Raw genomic sequence first — 26,468 nt, 5'->3', positions numbered from 1 at the left:
TTATGTACAAAAAAAGCTGAACCGAGTAGATAAAGGTATTTTACCTATTCGGTCCAGCTCATTATGAATCTTTAACCTATTCGAATTATTCTGAAACGACTGTATTTTTTGATTTAATCACAGATTCGTCTGCATTGATTCTTTCGACATTTGCCCCTAGACCAATGAGTTTTTCATGGAAATTGTAGTATCCACGGTCTAAGTGATTCAAGTTCGTTACTTGTGTGTAACCAGCTGAGACTAGTCCCGCTAGAATTAAGGCTGCTGATGCTCGTAAGTCACTCGATGCAACTTCAGCTCCTTGTAATGCCTTTCCACCAACGATAACAAGACTCTGTCCATCAATTTTGAATTCAGCATTCATACGACGAAGCTCTTCCATGTGCATGAAGCGATTTTCAAATACTGTTTCTCTCATAACGCTCGTACCCTCAGCTTGTAGCTGAGCAATCGTCATTTGAGCTTGCATATCCGTTGGGAATCCTGGATGAGGCATTGTTTTAACGTCTGTTGCCATTAATTTTTTCGGTCCGATAACACGTAACCCTTGTTGTTCTTCTTCAAAGATTACACCCATTTCTTTTAGTTTAGAAATCAATGGTTTATTGTGTTCAGATACGGCATCTTTAATTAAAATGTTTCCTTGAGTGATTGCTGCAGCCACCATGAACGTTCCGCTTTCTATACGGTCAGGAATGATCATATGGTTCGTTCCAGTCAGTTTCTCTACTCCTTCAATACGAATCGTTTCTGTTCCAGCGCCGACAACTTTAGCACCCATACGATTTAGGAAGTTAGCCAAGTCTACGATTTCAGGTTCTCTTGCAACGTTTTCGATTACAGTTGTCCCTTCAGCTAGTGTAGCTGCCATCATAATGTTCTGAGTTGCACCAACACTAGGGAAGTCTAGATAGATATGAGCACCTTTAAGCTTCTCTGCTGAAGCTTCGATGTACCCTTTTTTGATATGTACCTCTACTCCCATTGCTTCGAACCCTTTTAAATGTAAATCTATCGGACGGGTACCAATCGCACAGCCACCTGGTAACGCTACTTTTGCGTAGCCTGTTCTAGCTAATAATGGTCCCATAACAACGATAGATGCACGCATTTTACTCATAAAGTCAAACGGTGTTTCATCGTTTAATTCTTTTGTAGCGTCAAAAGTCATTTGTTTATTTTCTTCGTCAAATGAAACTTCAACGTTCAAGTATTTTAAAACAGCTTCCATTGTATAGATATCTGATAATAATGGCACATTAGATAGTGTATTCATGCCATTTTCTGCTAATATAGTTGCTGCTAATATAGGTAATGCAGCATTTTTTGCGCCTTCTAATTCGACGGTACCTGATAATTTACGTCCGCCACTTACAACGATTTTTTCCATGCTTTGCCCTCCAAGGTGATACTCTTCCTAGATCATTCTACTTCGGTATACAATTATATCGACAGGTTAGTTAAAATTAAAAATTATTTTGGAACCTATTCTCACGATGATTCCTTACATATCTTGTTTATTTACTGTAACAAAACAAATCGAAAACAGCATTGATGAGATAAAACTATTGCAGTTATTACAAATCACAATAATCTGTTATATTATATCAGAAAGCATCCTGTTAATAAACTGTTTCGTCTATGCTGTATATGACTTTTATGTGAACAATTAATTGAAACGTTTCCATGATCTACAGCTTATTTTTAAGGATTAGTTGAATAGCTGGACAAGATTCTGAGAGGAAAGTACGAATTCGATAAAAAAGCTACTTACGGTATAACCAAGCGCTATCGAAATCAGAACATATAAGATCCTAGCTTGTCGAATATGATATTTTTTAATCCAATAGTCTGTTTTCAGTCCCTGTAGCGCCCAAAACGCTAGTAGTACAAAAACAGTATGCGAAATTAATGTAACGAGTGATTGCAATCCAATATAAGTCATCATTTGATTCCTTCCGAAGTTAGTCTATCATACCTATTAAGAAGATTTCACCTATTCTGCTTATAGGTTCTGTTTTATCTTTTTATAAACGAGAAACCTCCAATCCACATGCTGCTGGATTGAAGGTTTCTTCATCTTGATTATAATGTTCCGAATAGTCTATCTCCTGCATCACCAAGACCAGGTAAGATGTAACCTTTCTCATCTAATCTTTCATCTAGTGAAGCTGTGTAGATGTCAACATCAGGGTGAGCGTCTTGCAATACTTTTACGCCTTCTGGTGCGGCTACTAGACATACGAATTTAATATTTGTAGCGCCTCTTTTTTTAAGGGCATCGATTGCAGCAACAGCTGATCCGCCTGTTGCAAGCATAGGATCAACAACTAGCAATTGACGATCTGGTAAGTCAGAAGGTAATTTCACGAAATACTCTACTGGTTCCATTGTTTCGTGGTCACGATACATTCCAACATGTCCAACTTTAGCCGCTGGTATAAGATCTAGCATACCATCGACCATTCCTAGTCCTGCTCGAAGGATTGGAACGATCACGACTTTTTTACCGGATAATTGTTTTTGTGTTGATGTTACTAAAGGTGTTTCAATTTCTACATCTTCTAGTGGCATTTCACGAGAAACTTCATAGGCTAAGAGTCTTGCGATTTCATTTACAACTTCTCTAAAATATTTTGTACCTGTACGTTTGTCTCTGATAATTGTCAGCTTATGTTGAATCAGTGGATGGTTGATAACTTGAAGTTTCCCCATTGAAATTGCTCCTTTATGATTAGATTATGTTTCTTTTCAAATTCACTTGTGTGATAACCTCTAATCATTGTACATAAAGGTCAAACATTTTTCCATTATATTTATCAATTCAAATCAATTTGTCATCTAGCATTCCATCCGTAACGGTTACAGTCACATAAATTCCTTAGAGAGAAGCTTTTATTTCTTTTGTACCTAGTCTTAAATCACCGAATAGGCAGCAGCTTTTTCGAGTCGATTCATATAAGCTTCCCCAATTCCTGACCTATTGAAAGGTTCAGCTAGTATAATTGTCGCTTTCGTTTCTTCAAAGAAGCGTAAACCTTTAAACAATCGTCTAGATGCTGAAATAACATCTGACTTTTCCCCTAACGAGAACATAACGGTTTCTTTTGTCCCAAATTGTTTAATGGTTTCTTCAGATGCCAGTATACCGACAACTTCCCCATCAAGCTGATATTGTTTTATGGCTTTTTCCCATCCGATACCTTTTTCAGAAATGATTATCACCGGTTCGGTCGGCGAGTAATGTGTATACTTCATCCCAGGAGCTACTGGTGCGTCAGACTCCTTTACTAGTCCAGGATTGAATCTTACTGGACCAATGACGGCTTCTATTTCACTTCTTGAGATACCACCAGGCCGTAAAATCGTCGGAGATTTTGGATTAGAAAGGTCTAAAACGGTCGATTCAAGTCCAACACCCGTTTCTCCACCTTCCACAATGCCTGCTATCTTACCGTTCAGATCACGGTAAACGTGTTGCGCAGAAGTTGGGCTTGGTTTTCCAGAGGAGTTTGCACTAGGCGCAGCTAACGGTTTCCCTGTATCTTTAATCAGCTGCAATGCAATCGGATGATTTGGCATTCGAATACCAACAGTCCCCAGCCCAGCTGTGACGGTTTGTGCTATGGGTCCTTTTTTCTTCAAAACGATTGTACAAGGTCCTGGCCAGAAAGCTTCCATGATTTTTTGAGCGGCTTTGGGAATTTCTTCAGCGTACTCATACGCTTGCTCAATACTAGATACATGAATGATTAAAGGGTTGTCTGCCGGTCTTCCTTTAGCTTCATATATTTTCTTGACAGCCTCTTCATTAGTTGCATCTGCGCCGAGTCCGTAAACTGTCTCGGTTGGAAAAGTGACTACTTCACCTTCTAGCAACAACTGCACAGCTTTTTCTAGCTCCTGTTCTTTTATCCATATCGTTTCCACTCCATTACTCCTCTCTTTTCTTTTATATAGCAATATAGACTACTCTGTCTTGTCCTGCCATATCTTTCCAGATTTCTATATCTGCATTCGGCATTGCATCTTGAAATATGTTTTGAACACGTTGCCCTTGAAGATATCCAATTTCAAGTATCACTTTAGCTTCTGGATTCAGTATTGACGGCAACTCCTTTGCTAACCTTTTGTAAATGTCTAGTCCATCTTCTGCTGCAAATAAAGCAAGCGCAGGCTCATGATCCAGCACAGACTGATCCATTTCCCCATGTTCAGACGTTGAGATATAAGGAGGGTTTGACAGGATTAAATCGTAATGATGTGTTCTTACAGCGCTCGTTAGATCACTTAAATAGAATCTAACCTCCGCTTTCAATGAGGCTGCGTTTTGTTTAGCAATCTCTAGTGCTTCTGAGCTGATATCCACTGCTGTGACTCTATCACTTGGTCTTTCTAGTTTGTGAGAAATAGCTAATACGCCTGTCCCGGTTCCAATATCCAGCACGTCTAATGGCTTGGATGATAAAGTCTTCAAATATCGATCAAACCATTCCTCAGTTTCAGGTCTAGGAATAAGCGTATCGTTTGTCACTTTAAATTTTCTATCGTAAAACCATTCATGTCCGACAATATGCTGCACGGGTTTTCCTTCTAAATAATGCTGTAAATCGTTTAGAAATTGTTCTTTCATCTTTTCCGGCATGACTTGTGAACCCATTCTAACCAGATCTGTCTTTGTTAAATCAAACCGCTCTTTTAACAACCACTCAGCTGCATATCCTTCAAGCTCTGCTTTTTTTAAAAAAGAAGAAGCCCCAAAAAGGACTTCTCTGATGGTTTCTTTATGGTATAAATTATTCATACTCATTTTGAAGTTGCTCCATTTTTTGAGCTTGTTCCCAGAAAACCAATGCATCGATGATTTCATCCATTTTACCCGCTAATATTTGGTCCAATTTTTGAAGAGTCAAGTTGATGCGGTGATCTGTAACCCGACTTTGAGGATAGTTATACGTACGGATTCTTTCAGAACGGTCTCCTGTTCCTACAGCTGTTTTACGTTCTGCATCTACTTCTGCTTGTGCTTCTTGAGTGATTTTGTCATAAATACGAGATCTTAAAACTTTCATCGCTTTTTCTCTGTTTTTAAGTTGCGAACGCTCATCTTGCATAGCAACAACGATTCCGGTAGGCTCATGAGTCAATCTAACGGCTGATGCTGTTTTATTAACGTGCTGCCCGCCAGCGCCACTTGCATGATAGATATCTACACGAATATCATTTTCTGCGATATCGATCTCAACGTCTTCAGCTTCCGGCATAACGACGACTGTCGCAGTCGAGGTATGGATTCTACCTTGTGATTCGGTCTGAGGGATACGTTGTACTCGATGTGCACCGTTCTCGAATTTAAGCTTAGAGTATACATTCTGTCCAGAAATCAGTAAGGTTACTTCTTTGTACCCACCAATCCCATTTGAATTTGCATCCAGCACTTCTGTTTTCCATCTTTGTGTTTCCGCATAACGCTGGTACATATCTAGAAGATCCGCAGCAAATAATTGTGCTTCATCTCCTCCGGCAGCCCCTCTAATTTCCATGATGATATTTCGCTTGTCGTTCTCATCTCTAGGAAGCAATAAGATTTTCAATTCTTCTTCTAAAGCTGCTTTTTGTTCAAGCAATTCTGTTCTTTCTTCTCTAGCCATCTCTTCCATGTCATTATCCAGAGATTCTTCAAGCATTTCTTCTGTTTCAGAAATCCCTTCAACGACTGCTTTATATTTTCTATAGCACGTGACAGTTTCTCTCAAGTCACCTTCTTCTCGACTAAGTTTCAAGAATCGGTCAGTATCTGTAATGACTTCGGGGTCACTTAGTAATTCATTTAATTCATCGTATCTATTATCCACTTGCTCAAGTCTGTCGTACATACTCATTTTTCTTCGCCTCTTTCTAGACTACTTTCCATCGATTCGTAATAATGCTTACGACACACAGGATAATACGCTTCGTTTCCCCCAACCATAATCTGGCTTCCGGTTGAAACAGGTTTACCTTCCTGCATTCTCATATTCATAATCGCTTTCTTATGACAAAACCAGCAAATGGTTTTCATTTCTTCTATTTTATCAGCTAATAACAATAAATATTTCGAACCTTCAAACAATTCGTTTCGAAAATCATTTTTTAATCCGAACGTCATAACCGGTATATTTAGCTGATCTACAATATATGCGAGTTGTAATACATGTTCTTTTTTTAAGAATTGCGCTTCATCAACCAATACGCAAGCTAGACCTTCTGATTGCTGTTTGACGACTTCAAACAAATCTGTCTGATCTTCGATAGGGATCGCCTCACGCTTCAATCCAATTCGACTAGTGATATATCCAACAGAATCTCGGTCGTCAATCGCACTTGTAAACAGAAGAACTCTTTTATTCTGTTCTTCATAATTATAAGCTACTTTTAAAATCTCGATAGACTTCCCACTATTCATCGCACCATATCTAAAATATAATTGAGCCATGATTTGCCCTACTTTCAATTTATTCTTAACCAGTTCTTATAAAACAAAAACTAGCCAATCCTTATAAATTATATGATAACCCCAAGGAAAGTACAAGAGTTGTCTCTATTGAATCCTAGATTATCTGTCAGCAGACAACAACATTGTCAAAGACTGACATGTAAAACCGATTTCAATTCTAATGAAATATGGTACACTAAGCGTACAAAATATCGAGGAGACTGATTATGATTCAACCATTATTTTTTACAGGTGTTATGCAAGAAAAAATCTGGGGAGGTACAAATCTTCGAGATTTTTTCGGCTATGATATCCCAAGTGAGCATACTGGAGAACTTTGGGCAATCAGTGCACATAAGAATGGACCTGCTACTGTTTCTCAAGGAGAGTACAAAGGTCAGACGTTAACAGAACTCTGGGATGAGCACCGTGAATTGTTCGGAGACCAATCAGGAGATGTTTTTCCACTCTTGACAAAAATTCTAGATGCTCAGACTGCATTATCAGTTCAAGTCCATCCAGATGACGCGTACGGATTAGAACACGAAGGTGAACTAGGGAAAACAGAGTGCTGGTATGTGATTGATGCAGAAGACGAAGCTGAGATTGTTTTCGGCCATCACGCACAGACGAAAGAAGACTTTGCTGAAATGATTCGTTCTGGAGAATGGGACCAATTATTACGTTATGTGAAAGTGAAACCCGGTGATTTCTTTTATGTACCAAGTGGAACTGTCCATGCAATCGGTGGCGGTATTACGATTCTTGAAACGCAACAATCCAGTGATACTACTTACCGCGTTTATGACTATGATCGAAAAGATGATACCGGTCAAACTAGACCTTTACACATCCAGCAATCTATTGATGTCACAACGATTCCGCATGTGGATCCTGAACCTATGCAAAACAGGGTTAAGCAAGGTGATGCTGAGATTAAAACTTTTGTTGATAATGAGTTCTTCAAGGTAGAAGAATGGGTTGTTGACGGAGAAGTGAATCTAAAAGCAAGTGGATTATACACTCTTGTCAGCGTGCTAAAAGGTGAAGGCAGCATCATTGTTGATTCTACTAGCTATTCACTAACTAAAGGCATTCATTTTATCTTACCGCATGGTATTAATGAATGGACACTTAAAGGGCATCTTCAAATCATTGCTTCTACACCTGGCGAAAACATTTAACCACTAAAATTTAGTCTAAAGTAAATAAGGACCAGGAAGACTTTAGCTTCCTGGTCCTTATTTTTTTAGAGTGTTTCTGAATGAATGGGTGTAGTCGTTGCTTTGAAATCTGCGTAGCTGCTGGCCAGTCCGTGTTCACTGACATCCATTCCCGCTTCCTCTTCAGCTGGAGATACTCTTAGGCCAATTGTAGAATCAATGACTTTAAACGTTACAGTCATTGTAATCCCTACCCATACTATTACTGCAGCGACACCAATGAACTGAATCAATAATAGTCCACCATTTCCTCCATAGAGCAATCCCCCGTCTGTAGAGAAAACACCGATCAAAACTGTTCCAAGAGCGCCCGCAATTCCATGTACGCCAAAAGCTCCGACTGGATCATCAATTTTTAATTTGTTTTCAACAAATTCTGTACCATAGACCATCGCAACAGAAGACAAAATCCCGATCCCAAAAGCGCCCGCTGGTTGAACGACGGCACAACCGGCTGTAATACCGACCAGTCCTGCCAGTGCACCATTTAACGTCAAGCTAACATCTGGCTTCCCGAATTTGACCCAAGACAAAATCATTGCAACGAGCGTTCCTGAGGCTGCTGATAAATTTGTATTTAATAATATAAGACCAATCAGACTCAATGACTCTTCCCCAGAAGCTTCCAGAGTAGATGCTCCGTTGAATCCAAACCAAGCAAACCATAAGATAAATACCCCTAGAGCAGCCAATAGGACATTGTGACCGGGTATTGACTGTGCACGACCTTGCTTATCAAATTTACCCATTCGCGGTCCAACGATCTTCGCGCCGATAATCGCTGTTACACCACCCACCATATGCACTGCCGTAGAACCGGCAAAATCTTGAAAACCTAAGCTAGATAACCAACCGCCTCCCCAGATCCAGTGGCCAGAAATGGGATAAACGATCCCTGAAATGATAATGGTATAAAGCAAGTATGAACTAAATTTCGTTCTTTCTGCCATCGCTCCAGAAACAATGGTCGCTGCTGTTGCGCAAAATACTGTTTGAAACATCAAGAACACGTATCCTGGTATATTCGTATCGTAGTTTCCTGTTACAAAAAAATCAGGTATTCCAATAAACCCAGCTATACTTGGTCCAAACATAATTCCAAAACCAATTATCCAATAGAGTAAAGACCCCAGTACAAAATCCATAATATTTTTCATAATAATATTGCCTGCGTTCTTAGCTCTTGTAAATCCTGATTCTAAAATAGCAAATCCCGCTTGCATAAAAAACACAAGTACAATCCCTAATAAAACCCAAATCGTATCTGTAGCTGACATGTATCGATTCCCCCTTTGATAAGTTACGACTACTATACTTTTAAAGTGGTCTACTTATCAATAGAGATAAACCGTATTTGTTTAATCTTAAGCAAATACTTGATATACAATTCAATTTTTACCATGATAGCCCTTACCACTTTATATAATAATCAAATTATCTTAATTGGTCTATACAAAAAAACAAGACCCTATTTGAAGGGTCTTGTTTTTTGAGTCACTATTCAACTAATTAAATGACAGATCATTATGCATATTCTGGGTTTTCTTCATAAGAAGCAAACTGACTATTATAAAGATCTGCATAAAATCCATCTTGTTCCATTAATTCATCGTGATTTCCCGTTTCGATAACGTCTCCTTGATTCATAACAATAATTTTATCTGCATCACGAATCGTAGATAATCTGTGTGCAACCACAAAACTTGTTCTGTTTTCAAGCAAATTCGTCATGGCTTTTTGAATCAGAATTTCCGTTCTAGTATCTACAGAAGACGTTGCTTCATCAAGAATCAATACTTCTGGATCAGCCAAAAATGCACGGGCAATTGTAATCAATTGACGTTGCCCTTGAGAGATATTCGTTCCCTCTTCGTTCAAGATCGTATTATATCCTTCTGGAAGTCTTCTGACAAAATCATCTACGTGTGCTGCTTTAGCAGCTGCATAAATACGGTCTCGGTCATGTCCGTGTTCTTCACTACCGTAGGCAATATTATCCCAGATCGTACCATTAAATGACCAAGTATCTTGAAGAACCATTGAAAACTTCGTTCTAAGCTCAGCTTTAGGAATGTCTCTCGTGTCTACACCTTCAAAACGTATGCTTCCGCCTTTAACGTCATAGAAGCGTTCCAAGAGATTAATTAAAGTCGATTTACCTGCGCCAGTCGGTCCAACTACAGCAATCATATCACCCGGTTTAACGGTTAGATTGAAATCGTTCATCAGCAATGTATCGTCGGCTTCGTCACCATAGCCAAACTGGACATGTTCAAATTCAACTTTGTAAGGTGTGTTGCGCTTAGGTTCCAATCCAGAAGGTTTCTCTTGCATTTCTTCTTCATCCAACACTTCAAAGACTCGCTCACAAGCAGCAATCGTCACTTGGATCGTATTGGCTAAGTTGGCAATTTGTCGTACAGGTTGCGAGAATTGATTCACGTACTGGATAAAAGCTTGTACATTACCAAGAGACATTGTTCCGTTAGCGACACCCATTCCCCCGACTATCGCTACACCAAAGTATCCTAAATCTCTTGAAAAGCTGACTAAAGGCATCATAATTCCAGATAAAAACTGAGCTTTTAATGAAGCATCGTTTAAACGATCACTTCTGTCATCGAATTTTTTAATCTCATCTTCTTCACGGTTATACGTTTTAACCACTGTATGACCTGAGAACGTCTCTTCTACGTGATCATTTACATTTCCTAGTTCACGCTGCTGATTCGCAAATTGCTTTTGTGATTTCGGTGCTACAAATGCAATTAAAATTAAACTAATCGGTACTGTCGCAATCGTCACAAAGGTCAGTCGTAAGTCAATCAAACTCATTACGATCAAAACCGTTACAAACTGTACGACACTGATAATAAACTGAGTCAGTGACTGCTGCAATGTATTTGCAATTTGATCCATATCATTAACGGCACGCGACAAGATATCTCCTGTTGAATGCGTATCAAAATATTTAATGGGCAGTTTAGACATTTTTTCTTTTAATTCTTTACGCATATCGTAAACTGTCTTCTGAGCAATTCTAGCCGTAATAAATTGTTGGAAAAACTGGAAGATAGCTTGAGTAACGTATACGACTGCTACTGTAAGAATGACATTTTGAATGATTCCAAAATCAATTGGGAATCGATCAATCGTCTCGCCAGCTTCTTGTAGGCTTCTCCCTTCTTGAAGGCCTCTGTAAATCTCAGTTGTTGCTCGACCTAAAATATGGGGTGCTTGAGCAGACATGATTGTGGCTGCAATTGCTAGGAATAATGTTGCAACAAGTGCCCAGAATCGAGTGGACATGTATTTTATGAGTCTCAATACCGTTCCCCAGAAATTATTGGCTTTTTTCGAGCGCATATGCGCTGCGTTACTTGTTCCACCTTTTGCCATTAAATGTCCTCTCCTTTCAACTGAGATTCCATGATTTCCTGATAGACAGGGTTGTTCGCTTTCAATTCTTCATGTGTTCCTTTACCAACAACGGTTCCTTGATCTAATACAATAATTTGATCTGCATCAATAACTGTACTAATGCGCTGTGCAATGATAATCACTGCAGCGTCTTCAGTATCAGGTTTCAAGGCTTCTCTTAGTTTTGCATCTGTCTTGAAATCAAGTGCAGAGAAGGAATCATCAAATAATAAAATATCTGCATTGGTAACGAGAGCTCTTGCGATACTGAGTCTTTGTCGTTGTCCACCAGAGAAGTTTCCACCACCTTGTTCTACTCTTGAATCCAATTGTTTTGGTAAGCCGGATACAAACTCTTTTCCTTGAGCTACATCAAGTGCGTGCCAGATTTCTTCATCTGTCGCTTCTGGTCGACCATATTTCATATTATCCCGAATCGTTCCACTAAAAAGAAGGGCTTTTTGAGGTGCGAATCCGATTAGTCGTCTTAATTCACCTTGGTTCACATCTCTAATATCTATACCGTTTACTTTAATTTGACCACTTTCAACTTCGTAAAGACGCGAAATCAGATTAGCTAAAGTTGTCTTACCTGATCCGGTCCCTCCGATAATAGCCAGTCGTTCTCCTTTATTTAAAGTGAAATTGATATCTTCTAAAGCTGTCGCTTCTGCCCCATGATATCTAAAACTAACATTATCAAATTGAATAGAGATGTCTGTATCCGTCAAATTTTTAGGTTTTTCTGGATCTTTAATCATATTAGGTGTATCCAACACTTCCATTACACGTTCTGCTGCAACTTGACCACGAGGTAAAAAGAACAATACCATTGAAACCATCATAACACCGATTAGAATCTGCATAGCATAGGTCATGAAAGCAACCATATTCCCCACTTGCATATCACCCGTACTAATAAACTGTGCACCAAACCAGGTAATCAAAATATTTGTTACACTAACCGCTAAGACCATTGAGGGCATCATAAACGCCATGATTGTATTGGCTTTGATAGAAGTCTGAGCAAAATCCCAGTTTGCTTCATCGAAACGTTCACGTTCATAAGCATCTTTATTGAAGGCTCGGATAACTCGAATCCCTGTTAACCCTTCACGGAATATTCTATTCAAATTATCTGTTTTCCGTTGCATTGATTTAAACAAAGGACTAGAAAATCTTAGTATAAACCAGATCAATGCACCTAAAACAGGCATGGTAATGAAAAATACAAAAGCAAGTCTTGGTTCTCTAGAGTAAGCCATTGCACCTGCACCAATCATTAAAAATGGAGCTAATATCATCGTACGCAAGACCATCATCATAACAAACTGTAGTTGCATGATGTCATTCGTAGCTCTAGTGATCAATGTGGACGTTCCAAATCTGTCCAGTTCCTCATTTGTAAAATAAATGACCATACGGTAAATTTTCTTTCTTAATGTATGACCCAGCCCTTGAGACTCTTTCGCCGCAAAAAAAACATTTAAAAGCGCTGAAACAATTGTTAGAAGTGTGAACCCTAACATGAAAAATCCATTTCTTACGATATAGTCGATATTTCCTTCTGAAACACCAAAGTCTATGATATTTGCAGTAATGGTTGGCATTGCCAACATCCCAGCAACTTGAACTGCCATAAAGAAGACAGTAATGAGTACATTCCAAGGATTCATAAATTTTGCTACTTTTCTCATACTTCATCCTCCATTTTCTCATCAGTTAAATCTTTTAAGACACCCTTCGTCATCCATTCTAAGCGTGTTGCAAATAATTTCTGCGTCTCTTCAATCGTCAACGCTTTCCAGAATCCTTCCATAATCGTGTCATTTAAAATATTAAGTATATATCTTAAAATTGAAATAAATTCCTGATCCGTGCACGCTTTAACTTGCTCTCTTTTAACGACATCAATCACTCTTTCATCTATAGGATGTTCTGTCTTGTTGTTAGAAGGTGTAGCGATAATCGTTGCGCCAGATTCTTGATTGATTTGATAATTCATATGCAGATACATATTTTCAAAAAAGCCGAATTTCTCTGAATCCATAATGTATTTGATATACTTTTCTCCAAAAATCTTATAGCCTTCATAGAAGTCACCTTCTACTTCTTTAAAACTTTTGACCATCAGTCGATTATAGTTGTACTTGAATTTTCCTAATAAATAAAAATATAAGTCCTTCTTATCTTCAAAATACTGGTAAAAGCTCCCACGAGAGATACCTGCATTTTTTACAATATTAGAAATCGAAGCTTCATTGAGCGATTTTTCAGTAAATTCTTTCATTGCTCCTGCGATCAATCTTTCTCTTTTTGATTCTGGTAAATTGAAAAATGTCTGTGTTGGCATATTTCCCCTCCTGTTACTCCAGATTTTTTAACTTATCCAATATGACATGGTGTCATGAAACATACTTTTGCTATTATATGTGACAGCGTGTCATAAATCAAGTATAAAGTTTCAATTTTTTTATTGAGATGTACGCTCAAAAAAAGCCTCTTAAAATCAAGAGACTTTTCCTACCATAAATTATTCTTCTATTGTATCTACTGTCTTTTCAGTTAGAGGCTGTTTTTCTTCATACAATTCAGAATGCCTTTGGTACCACTTAAACGTTCTTAAAACAATAATTTTCAACACCGCATAGCCAGGAATTCCTAAAACCACGCCCATTACTCCAAACAAACGCCCCGCAACTAATAGTAAGAAGATAATATTGATGGGATGTATTTTTAATGAGTTACCAAGGATCTGTGGTGAAATCACTCGCCCTTCTAGGACTTGTTCAATCGCAAAAACAATCAGTACTTTAACGAGCATAAGTGGTGAATGTACGACTGCAATAATGATTGCTGGGATTGATGCAAGAAATGAGCCAAGATAAGGGATTAAGTTTAAAAATCCCGCAAATATTCCCAATGTTAAAGCAAAATCAAGCCCTACGATTGAGAATCCTATCCAGAACATTAACCCTACGCAAGCAGCAACAAGTAACTGACCTCTTACATAATAACTAACTTGTTTGTTGATATCTCCAAGAATATCTCTAACATTTGCTCTTACTTTAGTAGGGACAACTTTCAATAATTGATTAGGAAGTTGTTTGCCATCTTTTAAAAGGTAATAAAGAATGAATGGTGTTGTTAGCAAAGTGATTCCTACCCTTGTAAGTGTACCAAAGATACTTCCAATTCCACCGACTGTTATGTTCAAGAAGCTGGATGCCTGTCCACTAAAACTACTAATCAAAGAGGTATCGCTCATCTGTGCCATGAAATCTGTAAAGGCTTCTGTGCCCAATAAACCATCTAACAACAGCATCAGACTATCCCAGTAACTTGGCCAGTTACTGATTAGTGATGCAAGCTGATCTTGAATGATCGGAACAATAAAATTAACACCGACGATAATCAAGACAATAATCAGCGCAAATACAAAAGCAATCGCTGAATTTCTAGTGAACTTTTTCTTTTCTAGCCAATCTACTGCGGGATTTAAGAGATAATAAAATATTGTTGAAAAGACTAACGGCGGACCAACGATACTGAATATAATTTCAATAGGTTGAAGTAAATCGGATAATTGTTTAATCATAAATAAGTTAATAAAGACAAGTAAACTAACGAGTAATATAGAGACTACCTTGTTATCAATGATTTTTTTCCAAAACCATGAATGACTGAACCCTTTAGTATGATTGGTATTTTGTTCTTGTTTCATATGGATTCTTCCCCTCTGACGTTTCACTTTCATAAATCATTCTATCATATTCTCACTACAATACCTTTAAATCCTCTTCAATAATTTCTCTTAAAGATCTGTGATGAATTCCGTTTCATAATTTATCCAAGTTTTGGTATACTGACCCTAACAACCTCAAAATAAAAGGAGGAGTCTTTTTATGACTCAGAAAGTTTTGTTAGGAACTTATACTAAGAAAGACAGTAAAGGTGTTTATAGCATCGAACTGGATCAAGAAAAAAAACAATTAAGTAACCTTGAACTTGTCGCTGAAGTTGGCAATCCTACCTATCTCGACATTTCAAATGATGGTGAAACTTTGTATACGGTTATGAAAGACAATGGTCAAGGCGGTATTGTTTCTTTCAAAAAGAACGAAGAAGGTACATTCACAGAAGCAAGCGTCAATGCCTCAGAAGGCTCTTCTCCTTGTTACGTTGCCTATGATGAAACAAGACAACTTGTTTATACTGCAAATTATCATGATGGTGAAGTTGCTGTTTATAAAACAGATAGTGAAGGTTCACTTGAACTAACTGATAAAATCAAGCACTCAGGTAAATCTGTTCATGAAAATCAAAAATCAGCGCACGCACATTATTTCAATCTAACTCCTGATAACCAGTATCTTATTGCCTGCGATCTTGGAACAGATGAAGTGATCACTTATGAAGTAAACGACGAAGGTAAGTTATCGGAAGTTGATGTCATTTCAGTAGCTCCTGGGACTGGTCCTCGTCATATCGTGTTTCATCCAAATGAAAAATATGCTTACGTATTTGGTGAATTAAGTAGTGATATTTTAGCTTATGCTTACAACAGCGAGAGCGGTACACTTTCACATCTACAGACGATTTCTTCCATTCCTGAAGAACATACTGAGTTCAATGGTGGAGCTGCTATTCGTATCAGTAATGATGGCCACTTTGTTTATGCTTCAAACCGAGGCCATGATTCGATAGTGGTTTATGCTGTTCAAGAAGATGGCACATTGGCACTTGTCGAATACGTTCCAACTGAAGGAGAAATTCCTCGTGATTTCAACCTTGACCCATCAAACCAGTTCGTAGTTGTTGGTCATCAAGACTCAGATAATCTGACTTTATTTGAAAGAGATTCAGAATCTGGTAAATTAACTTTACTCCAAAAAGACTTTTATGCACCTGAAGTTGTTTGTGTCGCTTTCGTTAAATAAAATCAATCTATTTAGAGATGCTTATGAATGAGCATCTCTTTTTTTGTTTGCAATTACTTTTAATTAGTGTAAAATAAAAATATAACGAATTCGAGATAAATTAATTAGTTATATTTTTAAATTCGTCTATTGCTGTTTAAACTTGAAAGTAGAAAGCGTGATGACTATATCAGAAGTACAAGGATTTCACCATATTACAGCTTTTGCAAAATCCCTTAAAGAAAATCAGCAATTTTATATTCAAATTCTAGGACTGCGTTTGGTCAAACAGACCGTTCATCAAGAAAACTTCAGAACCCCTCATCTCTTTTATGGTGATTATGCGGGGACTGCCGGAACGCTTCTCAGTTTTTTTATTTATCCCAAAATGGGACGCAGTTATCAAAATGACCATTTTTATAAATCGATTACGCTGGCTATTCCAGAAGGAAGTGTTTTATACTGGAAAAAAAGGCTAAACGACTTTAATATTCCTTACAAAAGTCATGAGCATTCACCTATGATTTTTATAGAAGACCCTGACGGGCTTTCACTCATTTTATCTGAAGTAGAGGAACACCTGTCAAAAGAACATGTAAACCAAGCTTCTTCTATTCTACAAAGTAAACAGATTGTCAGAATTCTTCAGGTAGACTTATCCGTCCCTAATGTAGATAAGGAAATAGACTTTTACCGTGATTTCCTAGGTTTAAAAGAACCTTCTCAAAATCTATTACTATTTCACTCCACTGAAACGACCGAGCGTTCTAGGATGGGTAAAGGCTCGATAGACCATATTGCTTTTAGTGTCAAAAACGAATCTGACTTGATGCATTACAAGACTCGTGCAGGAAAATTAGGCTATACTATAGAGAAACTAGCAGACAGACATTATTTCAAAAGTCTCTATGTCCTGAGTCCTTCAGGATTAAGAGTTGAACTAGCAACTCTTAATCCTGGTTTTACTTTGGATGAAACAGTAGAACAATTAGGCAACAGCATCATCACACACAAACCATCACCAAACAAATTGGAGGAATAAATATGACAACTCAAGAAATCACAGGTATACATCACGTAACGGCTATGACTAGTAGTGCAGAGAAAAATTACGAATGGTTCACAAACATTATTGGTTTACGTCTAGTCAAAAAAACCGTTAATCAAGACGATATTCAGACCTATCACTTATTTTTTGCTGATGATGAAGGAAATCCAGGAACAGATATGACCTTTTTCGACTTCCCAAATAACCCTAAAGGTTCTAAAGGAACAAACGATATCTCAAGATCATCTTTTCGAGTACCGAGTGATCGCGCATTAGATTACTGGTTGAAACGTTTTGAGCATTTTAATGTGAAACATTCTGAAATCAAAGAACAATTTGGAGTAAAAGTTCTTCAGTTCGAAGACTTTGATGAACAACAATATCAACTTGTATCAGACGAAAATCTTGATGGTGTCGCTCCTGGTAAACCATGGAAAGATGGACCCGTTCCATTAGAGTTTGCTATTTATGGTTTAGGCCCCGTTATCGTCAGAGTAGATGATATTGATAAAATGGCTTCAGTACTTGAAGACACTTTGAAGTTTAGAAAAGTCAGTAAAGAAAATCAATATACGCTTTATGAAATGGGTAAAGGCGGTAATGGTGGCCGACTCATTATTGAAGAAAGCACTATCCTTCCTGCTGCACGTCAAGGATACGGAAATGTTCACCATGTTGCTTTTAGAGTAGATGACAGAGCTGCATTGAATCATTGGACGGATCAATTAAGTAATCTTGGGTATGCAAACTCGGGATATGTGGACCGCTTCTATTTTGAGTCTCTTTATGCGCGTATGTATCCTGGCGTTCTCTTTGAGTTTGCTACTGACGGTCCTGGATTTATCGATCACCAAGAAAATTACGAAACACTAGGAGAAAAATTGGCTTTACCACCTGCTTATGAAGCACACCGTGAACAGATTGAAGGCTTGGTTCGTCCAATAGATACTGTAAGAAGCACAAAAGTATTTGAAAAAGAATACTTTGGATTTGACGAGGTATAAACCATGCATCATTTTAAAGCAGACGATTTATCGTCAAAACAACAATATAAATTTATTTCTGGTAGTGTAATTCCTAGGCCAATTGCCTGGGTTACTTCCCTGAACGAGAAAGATGGCGTTGTCAACGCAGCTCCTTATAGCTTTTTCAGCGCTGCTTCAAACCAGTTGCCTTTGCTGACAGTAGCCGTTTTACGCGCTGGAGATAAAATCAAAGATACAACTCGCAATATTTTAGAGCAGAAAGAAGCCGTTGTTCATATCGTCAACGTCGAATTGACTAAAGACATGAACGAGACTTCTGCTCCACTCGCTCCTAATGAGACTGAACTAGATCGTACGAGCCTACACTTAGTTGATAGTCAAACAGTCAAAGTACCAGGAATTAAAGAAGCTAGAATCCGTTTTGAGACAAAACTGCATCAGCATATTCCTGTAGAAGATGACAACGGGCAGATTGTTACCGATTTATTTCTTTTAAAGGTAACCGACTTTTATTTCGATAAAACGGTATTCGATACGGAAAAGGAATATATTTTACCTGAAGCTTTGAATCCAACGGCTAGATTATCAGGAAATCAATATGCTGAAATGGGTACCTTGTTTTCTTATGAACGACCAACTGAATAATCATTATAAAAAAGCATCGACCTCTTTGAAGGTCGGTGCTTTTTCAGTCGTTCGCTTTTATTTTTTAGAAGAAATCGTTCCAATTTCCGTACCTCTGGCTGTTTCACCAGTTGTAGATAAATCAAACTTATCTACTTGGTCCATGTTACTAAATACGATAATTACAGTGTTTTCTTTACCTGCAGAAGCAAGTTCTTCTAGATTAACTGTCGAGACTTTAGTTTCAGGCGTTACTTTATCGCCTTCTTTTACTAACGTATCAAAAGGCGCACCTTCTAGTTCAACCGTATCGATACCAATGTGAATCAATACTTCTACACCATTATCTAGTAAAAGCCCAACAGCATGTTGTGTAGGGAAGACACTGACAACCTTACCATTTCCTGGTGAGTAAATATCACCATCGCTAGGTACGATGCCAAACCCATCTCCCATCATTTTTTGAGAAAATACTGGATCTTGTACATCTTCGATTGCGATTACTTTACCATTTACTGGACTCATCAACGTTTGAGCTGAATCTCCGTCACCGCTCTTACCTTTCAAGAAATCAAACATTCCCATTTTTAACCCTACTTTCTTAGAATTTGTATTCTCATACCCGACTGCTTTGCACTAGTCGACTACTTGATTTAGTTCATCTTACCATAGTTTCACTGAATAGATGAACCAATACGTACGAAACAAGTAATGGTGAACAAGTAATATCTTAATAAACCTTTAAACTTTCATCAAGTAGTTGGAAAATCGGGAAAATTTCGGTATGATAGACGAGGTCAAAATTTTACATAAAACGAATAGGAGTTTATTATGCTAATAGAAATTATCAAAGCCATTATTTTAGGAGTTGTACAAGGTATTACTGAATGGCTGCCAATCAGTAGTACGGGTCATATGATCTTGTTCGATGAATTTCTTGTATTAGATGCCAGTACTCAATTCAAAGAAATGTTTTTCGTTGTGATTCAGCTCGCTTCTATATTTGCTGTTATTTTGCTTTTCTTTAACAAATTAAATCCATTCGCACCTTCAAAAACACACGCACAGCAAAAAGAAACTTGGAACATCTGGTATAAAGTACTCGTAGGTATCATACCAGCAGGGATCATCGGATTTTTGTTCGAAGATCTCATCAACCAGTACTTCTATAATTGGGTAACCGTTTCGGTCGTTCTCATTATTTATGGTATAGCTTTTATTATTATTGAAAAAAGAAATAAGGGTAAGCAGCCAACTATATCCACTTGGGAAGAATTAACCTATAAGACTGCTTTCATCATCGGGATTTTCCAAGTGTTGGCTTTGATTCCTGGAACTTCACGATCTGGTGCAACGATCATCGGTGCTATCTTGATTGGAGCGGCTCGCCCCATTGCTGCTGAATATTCTTTCTTCTTATCGATTCCTATAATGGTTGGAGCAAGTGCACTTAAACTATTAAAATTCGGATTTAACTTTACAGCTGCTGAAATGACTATTCTACTAGTAGGCTGTGTTGTCTCCTTCGTCGTTTCCGTATTTGCTATTCGTTTCTTAATGGGATATATCCGCAGAAACGACTTTAGTGCCTTCGGCTGGTACAGGATTATTGCTGGAGTCGTCGTCATTGGCTATTTCTGGCTTATCGGTTAAACAAAGGCTTTAACGTTCATCTATTATTTAAGCTACTCTGCCTAAAAGCGAGTGGCTTTTTTTATTCAAAAATGAATTATCACCAATGAACACTAAATAATCAGTATCTTCCAATCAGCAATCATAACGTTCAAATTAGCTATTTCTTAACAAAAGACTTACAAAGCACCTCATTTAAGACAATAATTAAAATATTTGTAATATAACGAAACGATTTCTTATAATTAAAGCGAACAACTGTAATCTTTCTGATAACCTATTCGTGCTCATTAAGGGTATACTAACATTAGACAAACAAAAGCTACGCGTTGTCAAAGGAGTATTTTCATAATGAAGCACTTAACTTTTTTACAGAAACTCATGAACTGGATTAAACCAAGTCGCGTTCAAGCCAAATCCAATGAAGATTCTTTTTATGAATCAGATTTGATTGGAAATTGGTCAGTCAATGCACCAAAATCTTCAAAGAATGTTTCCCTGGAAATTTCTTCTGAAGGTACAGGTAAATATCATACCCAATCATTGAAGTCGATATTGCCTCAAGAAACACCAGGCCGTCTTGTACTCAGAGATGATTTTGGCTATCAATTAGTTGTTGAAAAAAAAGACAATGAGCAATACGTGCTGTTTGATGAGTTAGATGATGCAACCTACCCTATTGAAAAAAAGTAACCAGCATTTATAAACTATTAAAAGCTCGCTACAGAAGATGCGTTGGCACCTTCTGTAGCGAGCTTATTTTATTGCTATCAATTGATTAGGAATGTCGATATCAGGGTGAGTAAGAAAAGTAAGCTTATAATCCAGAGCACTTTATTAGTATCTTGTTTTTTTCCAGTAAGCATTTTTATAATCGGAAAAGCAATAAATCCATAAGCCATTCCTTCTACAATACTACCTGTCAACGGAATCAAAAGTATGATTAGTAATAACGGAATCCATTCAGCGATAGACTTCACTTTGATATTCAAATTACCAATAATCATAGACCCTCCCGTCACAACAATGACCGGTCCTACAGCTTCAGAAGGAATATACGATAAAAATGGCGTAATGACGATAGAAAGCAAAAACAATCCACTGACCGTAACAGCAGTCAACCCTGTTTTACCGCCTTCTGCTATCCCTGCACCACTTTCGGCAACGGGAATCGCAGGGCTGGTTCCCAATAACCCTGATAACAAGCCTGATATTGCTCCTACTTTGTACCCCTGATTTGTACGCTTCTGATCCGGAATAAAGGCTTCAAGCATTCCAATCGTTTCAAATATCAAGAGCATTAAAAGTGAGAATACCCCTAGCCAGAATTCAAAATCCAAAAACCGACTATAATCTGGTGCGCTTAAAAGCTCAGGATATCCTGCCAGAGCAGTTAGATCAAAACTAATTGGTTCAAAACTTTGACTATTCACAATCCAGTATAAAATCGTGGTCAAAAGAATCGCAATCAAGAAACCACCTTTAACATTTAGTTTCTTTAAAATAGCAACTAGAATCAAACCAGCTAAACCGATCCAATTAAGATGTAATTGACGATCAATCAAGATTCCCATGTTTTCTAAACCAATCAGGATTAGAAACAGTCCAATTCCAATCGTGATCGCTTGTTTTAATTCCTTAGGTATCGATTCACTGAACAACGTCATAATGCCTAAGAAAGCAACGAGTACGAACAGCACGCCTGTCACCACAACTGCAGCTAGTCCTTCCTGCCATGTCAAACCTAAACCTGCCACTAGAGTAAAGGCGAAAAAAGCATTTTCTCCCATTCCTGGGGCCATAACCAATGGTGCGTTTGCCATGATCCCCATTAAAAATGTTCCAATTGCTGCGACAAAGATTGTCGAAAATACACTATATTCAGCTGGTACACCAACTTGAGCTAGAATACTTGGATTTACAAATAAAATATAAGATACTGAAAAGAATGATACGATTCCTGCTAACACTTCTTGTTTAACGGTCGTCCCGAATTCATTTAAGCTAAATTTGTTGAACATTTTATCTCGTCCTTTTGCTTTACTTGAAATGCAATACAGCAAGATTTAGTGTATCAAGTAAATTCTAAAATTGAAAGCAAAATATTACGCTAGACAAGAAGTCATCTTAGTTATTTCACTTTTAGCACGGTCTTAAACTGGTTCATTTAATGGATGTACGCCTTCCTTTCCTGTACATTGTGGTTTCGCTTTCCATATTTCATCTGCATAACGCTTAATTGTATAATCGGCCGAAAATGGCGCTGAAGCTGCAATATTCAGTAATGACTTACGATTCCATGCTCGTTTGTCTGCGTATAAAGCGTCAATTTTATCTTGAGCATTTACATAATAATCAAAATCTTTTAATACAAAATATTCATCATTATAGTGTACCAGAGCGTCAAATACTGCTTCTCCTTCTTTTTGAGCATCTGGAATTGTTCCATCAACCAAAGCATTGAGGACTCTATTTAATCGCTTGTTTGAGTCATAGATACCTTTTGAATCATAACTATGGGTCTGCTCGTAAGCTTTAACTTCATCACTTGATAGACCAAAAGTAAAGAGATTTTCTTCTCCGGCGTACTCCATGATTTCAATATTTGCACCGTCAAGAGTCGCTAGTGTTAACGCTCCGTTGGCCATTAGTTTCATATTGCTTGTTCCAGAAGCTTCTTTACCGGCTAACGAAATTTGCTCACTAATTTCAGCTGCTGGAATGATTTTCTCAGCCAAAGATACACCATAATTTTCGAAGAAGACAACTTTTAATTGATCTCCTACATCAGGATCATTGTTGACTAGTTCTGCAATCGAATTGATCAATTTTATAATTTGTTTAGCATAAAGATAACTCGGTGCTGCTTTTGCTCCAAAAATAAATACTCTTGGCTGTATGCTGATTGAAGGATTGTCTTTGATTCTCAAATATCGGTCTAAAATGTGTAAAGCATTTAAATGCTGTCTCTTATAAGCGTGCAGGCGTTTAATTTGAACATCGAATAGTGCCTCAGGATTAATTTTGAGAGACTGTACTTTTTCTACATAATCTGCAAGTTTTACTTTATTCTGATATTTAATTTCGGCTAGTTGGTCCAGTGTTTGCTCATCTTTTTCCAACGCTTTAAGGAGCTTCAGTTCTGCCGGGTTCTGTTTCCACTCTTCACCAATTTTAGAATCGATTAGTTCTGTTAAAGTAGGATTAGCCAAATGCATCCAGCGTCTTTGAGTGATTCCATTCGTTTTATTATTGAATTTTCCTGGATATAGCGTAAAGAAATCTTTCAATACATCATTCATCAAAATATCGGTGTGTAATCGTGCTACTCCATTCACACTGTAACTTCCAATAATCGCAAGATGGGCCATATTTACCATACCATCTTGAAGAATGGCTGTTTTCCAAGTTAACGACTCTCCATATAGTGGTAAATTTTCTTCTACAAACCTATGGTTAATTTCGTCTATGATCATATAAATTCTTGGTAACAGTGATTTCATCATTTCAATAGGCCATTTTTCAAGAGCTTCTCTAAGAACTGTATGGTTTGTATAACTACACGTTTTACTAGTTATTTCCCAGGCTTGCTCCCAACTCAAGTGTTCTTCATCGATCAAGATCCGCATGAGTTCAGGCACTACAAGCGCTGGATGCGTATCATTAATGTGGATGGCAATTTTTTCTGGAAAGTATTTTCTAGGTAAATTGTATTTTCTAAATTGTCTTACAATAGATTGTACGCCGGCAGATACCATAAAGTATTCTTGTTTTAATCGGAGCAATCTACCTTCATAATTAGAGTCGTCTGGATAAAGTACTTGGGTAATTTCTTTGATTGGCTCTATTGCTTGAAGTGAATGATAGTTTTCTTCCTCTTCTACAGGAATTTCAGCAGACCACAACCTCAGGTTATTAATCTTATTCGTCTTATATCCAACCATAGGTGTATCGTAAGGAACAGCTAATACATTCTGAGTATCTTCGTATTGCGGAATCAGATGGCCCTGTTGATCTGCTTCTAGCCATATATTGCCTCCAAAGCGTACAATGTATGATGACTGATCATTTCTTGTCTCCCAAACATTCTGGTTACGTAGCCAATACTCGGGTAATTCAACTTGATGTCCATCTACAAATTTTTGGCGAAATAGTCCATATTGATATCGAATACCATTCCCATTTCCAGGTATACCCAAAGAAGCCAAAGAATCCATAAAACAAGAAGCCAATCTACCAAGCCCACCATTTCCGAGCGCTGGATCAGCTTCCGCCTCTACTAAATGTTCGAAATCAAGACCTAACGCCTGAACGCCTTCTTCGATTACGGGCAAAATATTCATGTTATAGGCATTGCTTTTCAACTGACGTCCTGGCAAAAATTCCATTGAAAAATAGTAGACTTGTTTGACTTTGTCCTCTAAGTATTGTTCACGTGTAGCTTTCCAGTTTTTGGAAAGCTTATTTTTGATCAGCGTACCTAACGCAGTATATTGTTGTTCATTTGTACCTTGATCGTATGTGAAAGCATATAAATTTTGAAACTGTTGCTTGTACTCTTGAGTGAATGCATCTACTGAATTAAACATAACTTCCTCCGTTTCTAATATCCCCATACTACAGCTTGATTAAAATAAATAACCCTTGAAATTTTCTACTGAATGATGGCAGGGAAATTTCAAGGGTTACCTCTATTAATAACTTAAATACTTATATTGATCTAAATATTTTTCAGCTGACTTTTTCCAGCTGTTGTCTTTTTTCATACCTCTAATCATCATGCCTTTCCAGTGTTCGGGGTGATCGTAGTATACCGATAAAGCACGATCAATGGTTTCAAGCATCATGGACGCCGTAAATCCATGAAAACTGAATCCAGTGCCTTCTCCATTACTAGAATTATAAGCTTGAACCGTGTCTACAAGTCCACCGACTTCATGCACGATTGGTAATGTCCCGTAACGAAGTGAATTTAATTGTGATAATCCACATGGTTCAAATTGCGATGGCATTAAAAATGCATCTGATCCAGCATAAATCAATTGTGCAAGATCACTATCAAATTCAATTCTTGCACTAAACTTCTCTGGATACCTTGAAGTGAAATAACGAAATGTATCTTCAAAATATTCTTTTCCTGTACCTAAAAGCACGACTTGAAGATTACGATGTGAAAGTAATTCGTCCATTGCTTCAGCAATCAATTGAATACCTTTTTGTTCATCTAAACGAGTGACCACACCAACTAATGCCGTTTCTTTGTCTTCAGGTAAAGCAAAAGCTTTTTGCAAAGCGGCTTTATTCTCATATTTTCCTGATAAATCTTCAACAGAAAATTGAGCAGGAATAACCTTATCCTTACTAGGATCATATATATCGTAATCGATACCGTTTAATATCCCAACAAGTTTATAGGAAATATTTTGTAAGTCATGGTCCAGTCCATATCCATTCTCAGGTGTCTTAATTTCCTCTGCATACGTCGGGCTAACGGTAGTGACAAGATCCGCATAATAGATACCACCTTTAAGCCAACCCACTTGATCTTCATGTTTGAGACCATGATCGTGAAAAGCACTGTATCCCATATCAAAGAAATCTGAAAGGATATATTGATCAAATTTACCTTGAAACAAAATGTTGTGAATGGTCAAAACGGTCTTGATATCCTTCAGCGCATTTACCCAGTGATATTTATCTTTCAGTAATACGGGAATCACCGCAGTCTGCCAATCATTGACGTGAAGAATATCAGGAATAAAATCAATTTTCTCTAGCATTTCTATTACAGCCATGCTGAAATATGCAAAGCGTTCTCCGTCATCTCCGTAGTCATACAAAGTTTCTCGATCAAAATAAAAAAGATTATCAATGAAATAGTATGTGACTTGATCCAAAACGAGTTCTTTAATACCACAATACTGGTTTCGCCAACCTACTTTAACATTAAAGCTGGCAACATCTTTTAATTGGCTCAGGTATTTTTCAGGCATTTTCTGCTTGTAGAAAGGCACAACAACGCGCACGTCGTTACCACCTTTAGCCAGTTCTTTTGGAAGTGCCCCCAAGACATCTCCCAGTCCGCCCGTTTTAAAGAACGGTGCACATTCAGATGCTGCAAACATAATATTCATACTGACT

Annotated in this window: 23 protein-coding genes; 7 read left to right on the top strand and 16 right to left on the bottom strand. The window is 37.7% G+C overall.

Annotated elements, in window-relative coordinates:
- Positions 1-85 precede the first annotated feature (85 nt).
- The 7 genes from murA to LG377_RS04130 form a co-directional block, all read right to left on the bottom strand.
- Positions 86-1,390: a UDP-N-acetylglucosamine 1-carboxyvinyltransferase gene (gene murA / locus LG377_RS04160; RefSeq protein WP_225743448.1), complete on the bottom strand. Its 1,305-nt coding sequence runs from the start codon at positions 1,388-1,390 to the stop codon at positions 86-88.
- Between the two features lie 321 nt (positions 1,391-1,711).
- Complete coding sequence (locus LG377_RS04155) at positions 1,712-1,945, bottom strand: DUF1146 family protein (RefSeq protein WP_225744626.1); 234 nt, start codon at positions 1,943-1,945, stop codon at positions 1,712-1,714.
- Between the two features lie 140 nt (positions 1,946-2,085).
- Complete coding sequence (gene upp / locus LG377_RS04150) at positions 2,086-2,715, bottom strand: uracil phosphoribosyltransferase (protein WP_225743447.1); 630 nt, start codon at positions 2,713-2,715, stop codon at positions 2,086-2,088.
- A 201-nt stretch (positions 2,716-2,916) separates the two neighbouring features.
- Complete coding sequence (locus tag LG377_RS04145) at positions 2,917-3,930, bottom strand: L-threonylcarbamoyladenylate synthase (protein ID WP_225743446.1); 1,014 nt, start codon at positions 3,928-3,930, stop codon at positions 2,917-2,919.
- A 22-nt stretch (positions 3,931-3,952) separates the two neighbouring features.
- A complete protein-coding gene (gene prmC, locus LG377_RS04140; RefSeq protein WP_225743445.1) occupies positions 3,953-4,810 on the bottom strand; it encodes a peptide chain release factor N(5)-glutamine methyltransferase in 858 nt (285 codons plus the stop codon).
- Positions 4,797-5,876, bottom strand: coding sequence for a peptide chain release factor 1 (gene prfA / locus LG377_RS04135; protein ID WP_225744625.1), 1,080 nt, complete (start codon positions 5,874-5,876; stop codon positions 4,797-4,799). Before prfA ends, prmC begins: the two co-directional genes overlap by 14 nt.
- A gap of 2 nt (positions 5,877-5,878) precedes the next feature.
- Entirely contained in the window at positions 5,879-6,475 is a 597-nt protein-coding gene (locus tag LG377_RS04130) for a thymidine kinase (protein WP_225743444.1), read from the bottom strand.
- A gap of 227 nt (positions 6,476-6,702) precedes the next feature.
- Here LG377_RS04130 and manA point away from each other — a divergent pair, with 227 nt between their 5' ends.
- Entirely contained in the window at positions 6,703-7,659 is a 957-nt protein-coding gene (gene manA / locus LG377_RS04125; RefSeq protein ID WP_225743443.1) for a mannose-6-phosphate isomerase, class I, read from the top strand.
- A gap of 65 nt (positions 7,660-7,724) precedes the next feature.
- On the opposite strand, the gene LG377_RS04120 is transcribed toward manA, so the two are convergent.
- The 5 genes from LG377_RS04120 to LG377_RS04100 all read right to left on the bottom strand — a co-directional run bounded on the left by LG377_RS04120 (position 7,725) and on the right by LG377_RS04100 (position 14,842).
- Positions 7,725-8,975 carry an ammonium transporter gene (locus LG377_RS04120; RefSeq protein ID WP_225743442.1) on the bottom strand — a complete coding sequence of 417 codons (1,251 nt, stop codon included), beginning with the start codon at positions 8,973-8,975 and terminating at the stop codon, positions 7,725-7,727.
- 247 nt (positions 8,976-9,222) lie between these two features.
- The gene (locus LG377_RS04115; RefSeq protein WP_225743441.1) at positions 9,223-11,097 is read right to left on the bottom strand and encodes an ABC transporter ATP-binding protein; all 1,875 of its coding nucleotides are present in this window, start codon (positions 11,095-11,097) and stop codon (positions 9,223-9,225) included.
- On the bottom strand, positions 11,097-12,815 hold the full coding sequence (locus LG377_RS04110; RefSeq protein WP_225743440.1) for an ABC transporter ATP-binding protein: 1,719 nt from the start codon (positions 12,813-12,815) through the stop codon (positions 11,097-11,099). Before LG377_RS04110 ends, LG377_RS04115 begins: the two co-directional genes overlap by 1 nt.
- Complete coding sequence (locus LG377_RS04105; RefSeq protein ID WP_225743439.1) at positions 12,812-13,471, bottom strand: TetR/AcrR family transcriptional regulator; 660 nt, start codon at positions 13,469-13,471, stop codon at positions 12,812-12,814. The genes LG377_RS04110 and LG377_RS04105 overlap by 4 nt, the downstream gene beginning before the upstream one ends.
- A gap of 180 nt (positions 13,472-13,651) precedes the next feature.
- Positions 13,652-14,842, bottom strand: coding sequence for an AI-2E family transporter (locus tag LG377_RS04100; protein ID WP_225743438.1), 1,191 nt, complete (start codon positions 14,840-14,842; stop codon positions 13,652-13,654).
- Between the two features lie 181 nt (positions 14,843-15,023).
- On the opposite strand from LG377_RS04100, the gene LG377_RS04095 reads away from it, so the two are divergent.
- From LG377_RS04095 to LG377_RS04080, 4 genes are all read left to right on the top strand, one after another.
- Positions 15,024-16,058, top strand: coding sequence for a lactonase family protein (locus tag LG377_RS04095; RefSeq protein ID WP_225743437.1), 1,035 nt, complete (start codon positions 15,024-15,026; stop codon positions 16,056-16,058).
- A gap of 160 nt (positions 16,059-16,218) precedes the next feature.
- On the top strand, positions 16,219-17,079 hold the full coding sequence (locus tag LG377_RS04090; protein ID WP_225743436.1) for a VOC family protein: 861 nt from the start codon (positions 16,219-16,221) through the stop codon (positions 17,077-17,079).
- Positions 17,080-17,081: 2 nt separating this feature from the next.
- Complete coding sequence (locus LG377_RS04085; protein ID WP_225743435.1) at positions 17,082-18,089, top strand: ring-cleaving dioxygenase; 1,008 nt, start codon at positions 17,082-17,084, stop codon at positions 18,087-18,089.
- A gap of 3 nt (positions 18,090-18,092) precedes the next feature.
- Positions 18,093-18,716, top strand: a complete 624-nt coding sequence (locus LG377_RS04080) for a flavin reductase family protein (protein WP_225743434.1) — start codon at positions 18,093-18,095, stop codon at positions 18,714-18,716.
- A gap of 57 nt (positions 18,717-18,773) precedes the next feature.
- Here LG377_RS04080 and LG377_RS04075 read toward each other — a convergent pair whose 3' ends face one another.
- Complete coding sequence (locus LG377_RS04075; RefSeq protein WP_225743433.1) at positions 18,774-19,280, bottom strand: PTS glucose transporter subunit IIA; 507 nt, start codon at positions 19,278-19,280, stop codon at positions 18,774-18,776.
- A gap of 246 nt (positions 19,281-19,526) precedes the next feature.
- Between LG377_RS04075 and LG377_RS04070 the strand changes: the two genes are divergently transcribed.
- Both LG377_RS04070 and LG377_RS04065 read left to right on the top strand, forming a co-directional pair.
- Positions 19,527-20,348, top strand: coding sequence for an undecaprenyl-diphosphate phosphatase (locus tag LG377_RS04070; RefSeq protein ID WP_225743432.1), 822 nt, complete (start codon positions 19,527-19,529; stop codon positions 20,346-20,348).
- Positions 20,349-20,678: 330 nt separating this feature from the next.
- Positions 20,679-21,020: a DUF4828 domain-containing protein gene (locus tag LG377_RS04065; RefSeq protein ID WP_225743431.1), complete on the top strand. Its 342-nt coding sequence runs from the start codon at positions 20,679-20,681 to the stop codon at positions 21,018-21,020.
- A gap of 77 nt (positions 21,021-21,097) precedes the next feature.
- On the opposite strand, the gene LG377_RS04060 is transcribed toward LG377_RS04065, so the two are convergent.
- The 3 genes from LG377_RS04060 to glgA form a co-directional block, all read right to left on the bottom strand.
- Positions 21,098-22,348, bottom strand: coding sequence for an NCS2 family permease (locus LG377_RS04060; protein WP_225743430.1), 1,251 nt, complete (start codon positions 22,346-22,348; stop codon positions 21,098-21,100).
- Positions 22,349-22,480: 132 nt separating this feature from the next.
- Positions 22,481-24,916: a glycogen/starch/alpha-glucan phosphorylase gene (locus LG377_RS04055; protein ID WP_225743429.1), complete on the bottom strand. Its 2,436-nt coding sequence runs from the start codon at positions 24,914-24,916 to the stop codon at positions 22,481-22,483.
- Between the two features lie 105 nt (positions 24,917-25,021).
- A complete protein-coding gene (gene glgA / locus LG377_RS04050; RefSeq protein ID WP_225743428.1) occupies positions 25,022-26,461 on the bottom strand; it encodes a glycogen synthase GlgA in 1,440 nt (479 codons plus the stop codon).
- Between the last annotated feature and the right edge of the window lie 7 nt (positions 26,462-26,468).

The organism is Marinilactibacillus sp. Marseille-P9653, assembly GCF_916618885.1.
Taxonomy (GTDB): domain Bacteria; phylum Bacillota; class Bacilli; order Lactobacillales; family Carnobacteriaceae_A; genus Marinilactibacillus.
The sequence above is the reverse complement of the archived record's forward strand: the minus strand, read 5'-3'. Positions and strand labels throughout refer to the sequence as shown.

Excerpts from the sequence above, each read along its gene's own strand:
- LG377_RS04100 (WP_225743438.1), bottom strand. The coding sequence starts at position 14,842 with ATGAAACAAGAACAAAATACCAATCATACTAAAGGGTTCAGTCATTCA.
- LG377_RS04075 (WP_225743433.1), bottom strand. The coding sequence starts at position 19,280 with ATGGGAATGTTTGATTTCTTGAAAGGTAAGAGCGGTGACGGAGATTCA.
- LG377_RS04060 (WP_225743430.1), bottom strand. The coding sequence starts at position 22,348 with ATGTTCAACAAATTTAGCTTAAATGAATTCGGGACGACCGTTAAACAA.
- LG377_RS04110 (WP_225743440.1), bottom strand. The coding sequence starts at position 12,815 with ATGAGAAAAGTAGCAAAATTTATGAATCCTTGGAATGTACTCATTACT.
- prmC (WP_225743445.1), bottom strand. The coding sequence starts at position 4,810 with ATGAGTATGAATAATTTATACCATAAAGAAACCATCAGAGAAGTCCTT.
- LG377_RS04115 (WP_225743441.1), bottom strand. The coding sequence starts at position 11,097 with ATGGCAAAAGGTGGAACAAGTAACGCAGCGCATATGCGCTCGAAAAAA.
- LG377_RS04085 (WP_225743435.1), top strand. The coding sequence starts at position 17,082 with ATGACAACTCAAGAAATCACAGGTATACATCACGTAACGGCTATGACT.
- LG377_RS04095 (WP_225743437.1), top strand. The coding sequence starts at position 15,024 with ATGACTCAGAAAGTTTTGTTAGGAACTTATACTAAGAAAGACAGTAAA.
- LG377_RS04070 (WP_225743432.1), top strand. The coding sequence starts at position 19,527 with ATGCTAATAGAAATTATCAAAGCCATTATTTTAGGAGTTGTACAAGGT.
- murA (WP_225743448.1), bottom strand. The coding sequence starts at position 1,390 with ATGGAAAAAATCGTTGTAAGTGGCGGACGTAAATTATCAGGTACCGTC.
- LG377_RS04090 (WP_225743436.1), top strand. The coding sequence starts at position 16,219 with ATGACTATATCAGAAGTACAAGGATTTCACCATATTACAGCTTTTGCA.
- LG377_RS04120 (WP_225743442.1), bottom strand. The coding sequence starts at position 8,975 with ATGTCAGCTACAGATACGATTTGGGTTTTATTAGGGATTGTACTTGTG.
- LG377_RS04155 (WP_225744626.1), bottom strand. The coding sequence starts at position 1,945 with ATGACTTATATTGGATTGCAATCACTCGTTACATTAATTTCGCATACT.
- LG377_RS04055 (WP_225743429.1), bottom strand. The coding sequence starts at position 24,916 with ATGTTTAATTCAGTAGATGCATTCACTCAAGAGTACAAGCAACAGTTT.
- manA (WP_225743443.1), top strand. The coding sequence starts at position 6,703 with ATGATTCAACCATTATTTTTTACAGGTGTTATGCAAGAAAAAATCTGG.
- LG377_RS04065 (WP_225743431.1), top strand. The coding sequence starts at position 20,679 with ATGAAGCACTTAACTTTTTTACAGAAACTCATGAACTGGATTAAACCA.
- LG377_RS04080 (WP_225743434.1), top strand. The coding sequence starts at position 18,093 with ATGCATCATTTTAAAGCAGACGATTTATCGTCAAAACAACAATATAAA.
- LG377_RS04130 (WP_225743444.1), bottom strand. The coding sequence starts at position 6,475 with ATGGCTCAATTATATTTTAGATATGGTGCGATGAATAGTGGGAAGTCT.
- glgA (WP_225743428.1), bottom strand. The coding sequence starts at position 26,461 with ATGAATATTATGTTTGCAGCATCTGAATGTGCACCGTTCTTTAAAACG.
- prfA (WP_225744625.1), bottom strand. The coding sequence starts at position 5,876 with ATGTACGACAGACTTGAGCAAGTGGATAATAGATACGATGAATTAAAT.
- upp (WP_225743447.1), bottom strand. The coding sequence starts at position 2,715 with ATGGGGAAACTTCAAGTTATCAACCATCCACTGATTCAACATAAGCTG.
- LG377_RS04105 (WP_225743439.1), bottom strand. The coding sequence starts at position 13,471 with ATGCCAACACAGACATTTTTCAATTTACCAGAATCAAAAAGAGAAAGA.